Origin of the sequence: Erythrobacter sp. NE805 (genome assembly GCF_046452355.1) — a bacterium.
Taxonomy (GTDB): Bacteria; Pseudomonadota; Alphaproteobacteria; order Sphingomonadales; family Sphingomonadaceae; genus Erythrobacter.
Window position 1 is genome coordinate 145,537 of the sequence record NZ_JBKFDI010000003.1, and the last position, 9,032, is coordinate 154,568.

General features: G+C 68.7%; 10 protein-coding genes and 1 other RNA gene. 5 read left to right on the plus strand and 6 right to left on the minus strand.

Going from position 1 to position 9,032, the window contains the following annotated elements; all coding sequences use genetic code 11:
- Window positions 1-12: 12 nt before the first annotated feature.
- Both ACLBKU_RS12120 and ACLBKU_RS12125 read right to left on the minus strand, forming a co-directional pair.
- Window positions 13-720, minus strand: coding sequence for a glycosyltransferase (locus tag ACLBKU_RS12120; protein ID WP_410179817.1), 708 nt, complete (start codon window positions 718-720; stop codon window positions 13-15).
- Window positions 721-844: 124 nt separating this feature from the next.
- Window positions 845-1,282, minus strand: coding sequence for a VOC family protein (locus ACLBKU_RS12125; protein ID WP_410179818.1), 438 nt, complete (start codon window positions 1,280-1,282; stop codon window positions 845-847).
- A 77-nt stretch (window positions 1,283-1,359) separates the two neighbouring features.
- Here ACLBKU_RS12125 and ACLBKU_RS12130 point away from each other — a divergent pair, with 77 nt between their 5' ends.
- The 3 genes from ACLBKU_RS12130 to ACLBKU_RS12140 all read left to right on the plus strand — a co-directional run bounded on the left by ACLBKU_RS12130 (window position 1,360) and on the right by ACLBKU_RS12140 (window position 4,468).
- A complete protein-coding gene (locus ACLBKU_RS12130; RefSeq protein ID WP_410179819.1) occupies window positions 1,360-2,118 on the plus strand; it encodes an SIMPL domain-containing protein in 759 nt (252 codons plus the stop codon).
- 169 nt (window positions 2,119-2,287) lie between these two features.
- Window positions 2,288-3,100 (plus strand): metallophosphoesterase, encoded by an 813-nt coding sequence (locus tag ACLBKU_RS12135; RefSeq protein WP_410179820.1) that lies wholly within the window; start codon window positions 2,288-2,290, stop codon window positions 3,098-3,100.
- 57 nt (window positions 3,101-3,157) lie between these two features.
- Window positions 3,158-4,468 (plus strand): UDP-glucose dehydrogenase family protein, encoded by a 1,311-nt coding sequence (locus ACLBKU_RS12140; protein ID WP_410179821.1) that lies wholly within the window; start codon window positions 3,158-3,160, stop codon window positions 4,466-4,468.
- 255 nt (window positions 4,469-4,723) lie between these two features.
- Here ACLBKU_RS12140 and rnpB read toward each other — a convergent pair.
- The 4 genes from rnpB to ACLBKU_RS12160 all read right to left on the minus strand — a co-directional run bounded on the left by rnpB (window position 4,724) and on the right by ACLBKU_RS12160 (window position 6,968).
- Window positions 4,724-5,134: RNase P RNA component class A (rnpB, locus tag ACLBKU_RS12145), an RNA gene on the minus strand.
- Window positions 5,135-5,168: 34 nt separating this feature from the next.
- Window positions 5,169-5,888, minus strand: coding sequence for an N-acetylmuramoyl-L-alanine amidase (locus ACLBKU_RS12150; RefSeq protein ID WP_410179822.1), 720 nt, complete (start codon window positions 5,886-5,888; stop codon window positions 5,169-5,171).
- A 21-nt stretch (window positions 5,889-5,909) separates the two neighbouring features.
- Window positions 5,910-6,563, minus strand: a complete 654-nt coding sequence (locus tag ACLBKU_RS12155) for a histidine phosphotransferase family protein (protein ID WP_410179823.1) — start codon at window positions 6,561-6,563, stop codon at window positions 5,910-5,912.
- A 9-nt stretch (window positions 6,564-6,572) separates the two neighbouring features.
- A complete protein-coding gene (locus ACLBKU_RS12160) occupies window positions 6,573-6,968 on the minus strand; it encodes a Mov34/MPN/PAD-1 family protein (RefSeq protein ID WP_410179824.1) in 396 nt (131 codons plus the stop codon).
- 16 nt (window positions 6,969-6,984) lie between these two features.
- On the opposite strand from ACLBKU_RS12160, the gene ACLBKU_RS12165 reads away from it, so the two are divergent.
- Both ACLBKU_RS12165 and rpoH read left to right on the plus strand, forming a co-directional pair.
- Window positions 6,985-7,950 carry an RluA family pseudouridine synthase gene (locus ACLBKU_RS12165; protein ID WP_410179825.1) on the plus strand — a complete coding sequence of 322 codons (966 nt, stop codon included), beginning with the start codon at window positions 6,985-6,987 and terminating at the stop codon, window positions 7,948-7,950.
- Window positions 7,951-8,065: 115 nt separating this feature from the next.
- The gene (gene rpoH / locus ACLBKU_RS12170) at window positions 8,066-8,971 is read left to right on the plus strand and encodes an RNA polymerase sigma factor RpoH (RefSeq protein WP_410179826.1); all 906 of its coding nucleotides are present in this window, start codon (window positions 8,066-8,068) and stop codon (window positions 8,969-8,971) included.
- The last annotated feature ends 61 nt before the right edge of the window (window positions 8,972-9,032 follow it).

The following is a 9,032-nucleotide window of genomic DNA, read 5'->3' on the forward strand; positions in this document are numbered from 1 at the left end:
CTACAGCGGCCATCAGTGAAACGCCGCTGCGCTGAGGCGCAGACGTTGCGGTAACGACCAGTTCGTTTCGGCGAATTCCTCGCAGTAATGCGCGCCCACGTGCCGCGCGAGGAAGGGGCGGTGGTGCGGGACCAGCGGCTCGACGGGGAGCTGCACGAAATCCGCACCCTCCGCGATGCACTCGTCGAGCAGGCCCAGCGCGCCGGCATCGACGATGTCCTCGGCATCGTGGAAGACGATCGCGGCGTAGCGCCGCCCCCCGCGCTCCTCGTCGAGCGCCAGCGCGGCGTAGAGGCGGTTGAGGCAATCGGCCTTGGTGGTCGGCCCGTCGCGGTCGAGGATCACGAGCCTCAGGCGCGGGTCGCGCCGCGCGGCGGCGATCGCGGCGCCGAGGGTGGCGGGATCGTTGCGGTAGCAGCCGACATAGAGCCGCAACTGCGGCTGCGGCCAGATGTCGAGCAGGTGGCGGATCGTCTGGCCGATCACCGCGGCCTCGCGCCAGGCGGGGATCAGCACCGCGACGGGCCCGGAAAGCGGCCGGTTCTGGAGCTGGCCGCGGTTGCGGCGCGCGGTCCTCCCCGCGCCGCCCGCGCGCATCGTCAGCCACAATGCGTCGACCGCCAAATCGTCGAGCGCGCCGATCAGGAAAAACACCCCGGCGAACAACAAGAGTTCATGTTGCAGGAGCGCGAGCCACTGCCAAGTATCGATTTCCCCCATGGAAGGCGACCCCCTTCCCCAAAACAGTCGTCAACTTACATTGACGGGGGGCGCCATGCAACGGGCGAATTATTCTGTTGGTTTAAATCGATTTAAGATCGTCAGCGGGAGGTGACCGCAAAGCTTACCAGCTGCCGACATTGGGCATGCTCACCCACGGCTCGGCGGGCGGGAGGTGGCCCTCCTGGAGCAGCTCGACCGAGATGCCGTCGGGCGACTTGACGAAGGCCATGTGCCCGTCGCGCGGGGGGCGGTGGATGGTGTGGCCGGCATCGAGCAGGCGCTGGCAGGTCTCGTAGACATTGGCGACCCGGTAGGCGAGGTGCCCGAAATTGCGCCCGCCGCTATATTCCTCCGCCGGGGAGCCGTCCGCGGGCGGCCAGTTGTAGGTGAGCTCGACCTCGGCGAGCCCCTCCTGCCCGGGCGCTGCGAGGAAGATCAGCGTGAAGCGCCCCGCCTCGCTGTCGAAGCGGCGCACCTCCTCGAGCCCGATCAGCCTGAAGAAGGCGACCGTCGCCTCGGGATCGGCGACGCGGATCATGCTGTGAAGATATTTGACCATGAGGCTCTTCCATTCAAAAACGGTTCATCGACGATGATGCACAACTCGTCGCACCAACCAAGCGGGGTGACAATGCGATGAGCGGTGACGATGTGCAACCGGCAAACACGACGAGCAGTGCCTTGACGGAGCCCGCTTCGCTGCGCTGGTTCGGGACTGCGGGGATCCTCGCCATCGGCATGATCGCGGGCGGCTACCTGCTCGGCAACGGGCTGCTGCGCGCCAAGGATGCCGAGCGCGCGGTGACGGTGCGCGGGCTCGCCGAGCGCGACGTCACCGCCGATCTTGCGACCTGGACGATCTCCTACTCGACCACCGCGACCGACATCGGCGCGGCGCAGGCCAAGGTGCGCGCCGACACCGCGACGATCGAGGGCTTCTTCAAGGAATTGGGCTTCCCCGCCGACGCGCTCCAGCCGACCGGCGCGAACGTGTCGAGCATGACCGACAGCAACGGGGTGACCTCCTACACCGTCCGCCAGCGCCTCGCGCTGAGGACCAACGACATCGCCCGCGCGCAGAAGGCGGTCGCGCGGCAGTTCGACCTCGTCGGGCGCGGGGTGTTCCTCGAGGAGGGCTCGGGGATGGCCTACACCTTCACCAAATTGAATGACATCAAGCCCGCGATGGTCGCCGAGGCGACCAGGGACGCGCGCGCGGCGGCGCAGCAGTTCGCCGAGGATTCGGGCAGCGGCGTCGGCAAGATCCGCGACGCCACCCAGGGCTATTTCGAGGTCGCCTCGCGCGACGGGGACTCCGGCGGCGGCTGGGGCATGGCCGATAGCCCCTACAAGAAGGTGCGGGTGGTCACGACGGTGAGCTTCACGCTCGATTAAACCGGGTGCGATACGGCTGGGCGACAAATTTGCACCGGCTGCCGCCATGCGCGAAGGGTCGGTTGCGATCGTGCGTTAGGGGTCTTAAGCGCCATCCTCGCGCGTCGGGGGCGGCGCGGATTCCTCTCGCCGTGTCACTCTCGTCGGGTCACCGAACCGGATTGCCTTGATGGTCATGCTGCAGCGCCTGCGCGATTTCCTCCGCTCCCCCCAGCCGGTCCGGCTGCCGCGGGTGCCGGACGGCACGCGCTACTATGCGATCGGCGACATCCACGGGCGGCTCGACCTCTACGAGGCGATGATCGCCGCGATCGAGGAGGAGATCGCCGCGGCGCCGGGCGTCGAGCACCGCGTCGTGCTGCTCGGCGACCTCGTCGACCGCGGGCCCGAGAGCGCCGGGGTGATCCACCGCACCCAGGTCTGGCAGCAGAGCCGCAACGTGCGGGTGCTCGCGGGCAATCACGAGGACATGTTCCTCAACGCCTTCAGGAAGCCCGAGCAGCTGCGCCACTTCCTCAAGCACGGCGGCTACGAGACCGTGCTGAGCTTCGGCCTCACCCGCGACGAGCTCGCGAGCCTCGAGATCGAGGAGCTCCACGCGCTCTACTGCGCGCGGGTGCCGCAATCGGTGCGCGACTATGTCGCCGCTTTCGAGACGATGATCCGCGCCGGGGACTATGTCTTCGTCCATGCGGGGATCGACCCCACCCGCCCGCTCGCCGAGCAGAAGCGCTCCGACCTGCTGTGGATCCGCGGCGGCTTCCTCGATCACGAGGGCGCGCTCGAGAAAGTCGTGGTCCACGGGCACACGATCTTCGACCATGTCATGGACTGCGGCAACCGCATCGGGATTGACACTGGCGCTTTCCGCTCCGGTGTGCTTACAGCGCTGGTGCTCGAAGGCGACCAGCGCCGCATCCTGCAGGCGCGCACCGACGAGAACGGAGCGGTCTCCATGCACCATGGGGACCGGCCGCATTGACGCCGTAGCCGGGCGCCGCCGCGCGCCCCGGCAAACCCTTGGGGGCCGGGAAGACCTATGAAGATTGCGATGGTGGGATCGGGCTATGTCGGGCTCGTGTCGGGGGCGTGCTTTGCCGATTTCGGGCACGACGTGGTGTGCATCGACAAGGATCAGGGCAAGATCGACCGGCTCCACGCCGGGATCATGCCGATCTACGAGCCGGGCCTCGACGCGCTGGTCGACAGCAACGTCAAGGCCGGGCGCCTCAGCTTCACCACCGACCTCGGCGAGGGGATCGCGGGCGCCGACGCGATCTTCATCGCGGTCGGCACCCCCAGCCGCCGCGGCGACGGCCACGCCGACCTCACCTTCGTCTACGAAGTCGCGCGCGAGGTCGGCGAGAAGCTCGCGGGCGACGCGGTGGTCGTCACCAAGTCGACCGTCCCCGTCGGCACCGGCGACGAGGTCGAGCGGATCATCCGTGAGACCGGGACGGGCCACCGGGTCTCGGTCGTCTCCAACCCCGAGTTCCTGCGCGAAGGCGCGGCGATCGGCGACTTCAAGCGCCCCGACCGCATCGTCATCGGCGCCGAGGACGAGTTCGGCCGCGAGGTGATGCGCCAGGTCTACCGCCCGCTGTTCCTCAACGAGTCGCCCATCCTGTTCACCAGCCGCCGCACCAGCGAGCTCATCAAATACGCCGCCAACGCCTTCCTCGCGACCAAGATCACCTTCATCAACGAGATGGCGGACCTGTGCGAGAAGGTCGGCGCGAACGTGCAGGACGTCAGCCGCGGGATCGGCATGGACAACCGCATCGGTTCGAAGTTCCTCCACGCCGGGCCCGGCTATGGCGGGAGCTGCTTCCCCAAGGACACGCTCGCCCTCTTGAAGACCGCCGAGGATTACGACAGCCCGACCCGGATCGTCGAGGCCGTGGTCAAGGTCAACGACACCCGCAAGCGCGCGATGGGCCGCAAGGTGGTCGACGCGCTCGGCGGGATCGAGGCGGCGCGGGGCAAGAAGGCGGCGCTGCTCGGCCTCACCTTCAAGCCCAACACCGACGACATGCGCGACAGCCCCGCGATCGCGGTCGCCCAGACGCTGATGGATGCCGGCGTTGCGGTCGCCGCCTATGATCCCGAAGGCATGGAACAGGCCCGCCCGCTCCTGCCGCAGGTGACCATGTGCGGGAACCCCTACGAGGCGATCGAGGGCGCCGACGTGGTGGTGATCGTCACCGAATGGGACGCCTTCCGCGCGCTCGACCTGAGGCGCGTCAAGGAACTGCTGACCCAGCCGGTGATGGTCGACCTCAGGAACATCTACAAGCCCGACGACATGCGCGCGGCAGGGTTCCAGTATGTGAGCGTGGGGAGGGGGTGACCCCCAAGTCCCTCCCCGTTGCGCAGCAATGGGGAGGTGGCACCGCGCAGCGGTGACGGAGGGGTATCGGGCGCCGGAGGATTACCCCTCCGTCAGCCCTGCGGGCTGCCACCTCCCCATCCCTTCGGGACGGGGAGGGACTGGGAAAATCGGCCCGCCACCGGACGGGCCGCGAGGCCACGCGGCCGAGCCGCAGGTGCTCGAGCCTGAAAGGCTCGAAACGCACCGAGGACGAACCCGCGGAGGCGGGTTCGAAAAGTCAGGAGGCCATCATAAGCCGGGTTCTGTCTCCCCGGGCGGTATCCTGACGGACCGGCCCCGGGGCGGCAGCCATTCATCTGGGCCGGCGATCGCTCGACGGCTCTAGCAGCCAACCCGGGTCTCTCGGCGCGAAACTCGCCTGCCTTGCGGCACGAGACCCCTATTCGGCCTTGCTCCGGGTGGGGTTTGCCATGCGGACCCTGTTGCCAGCGTCCCGGTGCGCTCTTGCCGCACCCTTTCACCCTTGCCTGTGCCTCCGTTGCGGGGAGCCATCGGCGGTCTGCTCTCTGTGGCACTTTCCCTTGCGCCCCCGAAGGGACGCCGGCGGGCGTTACCCGCCACCCTCGTTTCGTGGAGCCCGGACTTTCCTCGCACTCTCGCACGCGGCTGCCTCAGGCCCCCTGACCGGGCGGCCTATAGGCGCAGGCGCCCGGAATAGCTAGCGCGTCCGCCCCTGGTCGCGGTCGAGGAGGAGCTGCCAGAGGATCGCCGCCACCTCGCCGTCGGGCACGCCGGTGATGCGCTCCGGCCGCCAGCGGCGCTCGAAGGCCTCGACCGCCTTGGCCGGATCGGTGATGTCGTAGCCGAAGCGCTCGAGCGCGAGGAAGAAGCTCCCCTCGTTGTGGAACGGGTTGCCCGCCGCGAGGCATTGCGGGCGCGGCAGGCACAACTTGTGCTGCGCGAGCCGTTCCCAGGGGAAGAGCTCGCCCGGATCCACTTTGCGCATCGGCGCGACGTCGGAGTGGCCGACGACATTGGCGCGCGGGATGTCATACTGCTTCACGAGTCGGCCCAGCAGCGGGATCAGCGCGTCGATCTGCGCCTCGGCGAAACCGCGGTAGCCCCCATTCTCGGGCAGGTGCCCCGGATGATCGAGCTCGATCCCGATGCTCGCCGAATTCACGTCGGGAATGCCGCGCCAGTAGCTCGCCCCGGCGTGCCACGCGCGGCGCTCTTCCGGCACCAGCCGGATCACCTCGCCCTCCTCGGTGATGCAGTAATGCGCGCTGACCGAGGCGGCGGGATCGCACATCCGGGCGAGCGCGGTCTCGACCGGCTTCATCTCGGTGTAGTGGATCACGACCATCGAGATCGGCAACGTGCGCTCACCGTGGTTGGGCGAGAGCACCTCGCGGTGGACCAGTTCGTCGCCGTCCATGCCCCCCGACACTTGAACGCCCTAGCCGATCATGCCGTCAGGCTCGGGCAGGACAGCGCCCAAGACCAGCGCCCCCTCGCCGAGCTTGTACTGGAGGCCGCCCTCCATCTCCTCGGCGAGCACCGCGATCATGTGCGCGGCCGCGGTGCGCGAGGTGATCTCGGCTTCGTCGAGGTCGCCCTGGAGCGCGCGGCCGATGGTCTCGTCGAAGGCGATCCGCTCGCCGCGCGCGCGGGCGACGATCTCGACCGCGCCGTCGCGCCGCTCCGCCCCGATGTCGAGCGTGCCGCCGCGCACGAGGCTGTCCAATGCGATCTGGGCGAGGTTCAGCAGCACCTTGACCGCGGGCTTGGGCAGGCTCGGCTCGGCGATCGCCCAGTTGACGCTGACCCGCTTGGCGTCGGAGGCGAGCGCCTCGATCACCGCCTGCGCCTCGCTCACCGGGATCGCCTCGCCGAAGCCGCCCGCGGCCCCGAAGGCGAGGCGGAAGAACTTGAGCTTGTCGGTGCTGATCTTCGCCGACTGTTCGAGCAGCTCGACCACCCGGGCGCGCATCTGCGGGTCCTGCTCGTCGGCGAGGAGCTCCAATCCGTTGGCGAGCGCGCCGACCGGCGAGAGCATGTCGTGGCACAGGCGCGAGCACAGCATCGCGGCGAGATCGGTCCGGGAAATCATCGCGCTTCCCTAGCCATCGCCGGGACGGAAGGAAAGTGCGGTGAAACCCGCTTCCCCGTCTCTCCAGAACGTGACGTCCTTGCCCGCGAGGATCGCCCACACCCGCCCGTCCCCGGCAGCGCAGGCGCGGTCGGTCGCGGACGGGGCGGCGGGGCCGGCCGGGTGCGAGTGGAAATAGCCGAGCACCGCAGCCCCCCCGGCGCGCGCGGCCCGGTGCGCATCGATGAGCGCCTGGGGGTCGATCTCGAAATGGGTGTGCGGGGTGGGGTGGACATTGGCGGCGGGGCGCGCCTCGGTGATGCGCGAGCCCTCGCCGAGGAGGATGCCGCAAGCCTCGCGCGGGTGCGCGGCGGCCGCGGCGGCGCGCATCTGGCTGAGGGCACGGCTTGTCACTTCCACCTCCATCGCGCATGGCCATAGCATGTCCGCGGGCGAAATCATCACCGGCACCATCCCAGCGTCCGCGGGGTCCAGCGCCCGCCTCGACAAGGCGCTGGCGGAGGCGACCGGGCTCTCCCGCGCGCGGGTGCAGGCGCTGATCGAGGAGGGGCGGGTCGAGGTCGCCGGAAAGCCCGCGAGCTCGCCGTCCGCCAGGGTCGGCGAGGGGACGCCCTTCGCGCTTCACCTCCCGCCCACAGCGCCCGCCGCGGCGGGGCCGGAGGACATCCCGCTCGTCATCGCCTACGAGGACGAGCACCTCGTCGTCGTCGACAAGCCCGCGGGGCTCGTCGTCCACCCGGCGGTGGGCAACCTCACCGGGACGCTGGTCAATGCCCTGCTCCACCATTGCCGGGGGCAGCTCTCGGGGATCAACGGGGTCGCGCGGCCGGGGATCGTGCACCGCATCGACAAGGACACCTCGGGGCTGCTGGTCGTGGCCAAGACGGACCTCGCGCACGAGAACCTCGCCGCGCAGTTCGCCGCGCACACCGTCCACCGCCGCTACATCGCCGTCACCGCCGGGCACCCCTCCCCGCCCGAAGGCACGATCGACGCGCGGCTCGGGCGCTCGGACGCGGACCGAAAGAAAATGACCGTGCTCCCCAACAATTCCTCGCGCGGCAAACCGGCGATCACCCATTACAGGACCCTCGAGAGGCTGGCCCACGCCGCCGCGGTCGAATGCCGGCTCGAGACCGGCCGCACCCACCAGGTGCGCGTTCACTGCGCGTCAATCGGCCATCCGCTAGTGGGAGACCCCGTCTATGGCCGCACCCCTGCACAATTGCGCCCGCTCCTCGCGCGACTCGGCTTCGCCCGGCAGGCGCTGCACGCCGCCGAGCTCGGCTTCGTCCACCCGGCGAGCGGGGCGTTCGTTCAGTTCCGGAGCGATCTTCCGCAGGACATGGCCGGGTTGATCGACCAACTGCGCCATAGTGATCGATGAAACGCGCAACCATTTCCCGCGTTTTCGCGTATACACAGAACCCGTGACCCACGCCGCGGGATGCCCATCAGGGGTCCTGCGCAAAGCGGTCGACGCCAGAAAGGTTAGGTAACCAGTGACCAAAACGAAGACCCCTTCGGTCCCGGCCCTGAGCGGCGAGCAGTCGCTCAACCGCTATCTCGCCGAAATCCGCAAGTTCCCGGTGCTGACGGCCGAGCAGGAATACATGCTCGCCAAGCGCTACCAGGAGCACGAGGATCCCGAGGCCGCCGCCCAGCTCGTCTCCAGCCACCTCCGCCTCGTCGCCAAGATCGCGATGGGCTACCGCGGCTATGGCCTGCCCGTCGCCGACCTCATCTCGGAAGGCAATGTCGGCCTGATGCAGGGCGTCAAGAAGTTCGAGCCCGATCGCGGCTTCCGCCTCGCGACCTACGCGATGTGGTGGATCAAGGCCTCGATCCAGGAGTTCATCCTGCGCTCGTGGAGCCTCGTGAAGATGGGCACCACCGCGGCCCAGAAGAAGCTGTTCTTCAACCTTCGCCGGATGAAGAAGCAGCTCGAAGCCTACGAGGATTCCGACCTCTCGCCCGAGGACGTCACCAAGATCGCCACCGACCTCGGCGTGCCCGAGCAGGAGGTGGTCAACATGAACCGCCGGATGATGATGGGCGGCGATGCCTCGCTCAACGTCTCGCTGCGGGGCGACGAGGAAGGCTCGGGCCAGTGGCAGGACTGGCTCGCCGACGATCGCCCCTTGCAGGACGAGACCGTCGCCGAGGCCGAGGAATCGCAGCTGCGCATGGCGATGCTCAGCGAGGCGATGAATTCGCTGAACGAGCGCGAGCGCCACATCCTCACCGAACGCCGCCTGACCGAGAAGCCCCAGACGCTCGAAGAGCTCAGCCAGGAATACGACGTCAGCCGCGAACGCATCCGCCAGATCGAGGTGCGCGCCTTCGAGAAGCTTCAGAAGGCGATGCAGCGCATCGCGGGCGAAAGGCTGCTGCCGGGCATCGCGTAAGCCCACGAAGTTCCGACTTTTCAGGGCCCTCCGTTCCCCATAGCATGGCGAGCGGAGGGCT